This is a genomic window from Aeromicrobium sp. PFPM2_SD2, from assembly GCF_057364525.1.
On the sequence record NZ_JBNFNZ010000745.1, the window covers coordinates 1 to 686 of the forward strand.

1 protein-coding gene is annotated in these 686 nt (G+C 76.7%); it reads right to left on the reverse strand.

The features are described from left to right. Positions 1-13: 13 nt before the first annotated feature. A complete protein-coding gene (locus AC2W7G_RS17850) occupies positions 14-655 on the reverse strand; it encodes a GrpB family protein (protein ID WP_485869608.1) in 642 nt (213 codons plus the stop codon). Between the last annotated feature and the right edge of the window lie 31 nt (positions 656-686).

Below are 686 nucleotides of genomic sequence, written 5' to 3' on the forward strand. Positions count from 1 at the left end.
CCCGGACGCGCGCCTAGTAGGTCGCGAGCGCCCAGGCCTCGGCCCGCGCGATCGCCTCGGTGACGAACGCGCCCTTGGCCTGCAGGCGGGTCTCGGCGTCGATCCGGTCGTCGGCCGCGAGCTCGCGCTTGAGGGCCTCGTAGGCCCGCCGGTCGGTGGCGTCCAGGCGCAGCCAGTCGCGGAAGACCAGGAAGCGGTAGGCCTCGGCGCTGCCGGCCCCGCAGACGTGCACGTGCACGTCGCGCTCGGGCGTGCGCAGCATGCGGTGGCCCTCCTGGCGGACGCGCATCTCGTAGCCGGCGCGCAGCAGCGGCGGCACGTACGCGAACTCGTCCTCGGGGTCGCGCACCTGCACGAGCACGTCGACGACGGGCTGCGAGGCGAGACCGGGCACGCTCGTCGACCCGACGTGGTCGACCCGCCGGGCGCGCCGAGCCGAGCGCGCCGTCGACGCGGGCGCGCTCGGTCGCGAACCGCGCCGGCCACGCGTGGTCGTAGTCGACGAGCACGGTGCGCCGGCGGTCGCGGCCGCCGATGAGCACACCCGGTCCGGATGACGTCCCCCGAAGTCATGCGTCCAGTCTCGCACCGGGCTGTCAGGGGCGTCGACGTCCTCGCCGGTGTCCCGCCGACCGGTCAGCGACCGCGGCAGCACCGCGGCCCGCCAGCGCGCCGCGCGACCGGCG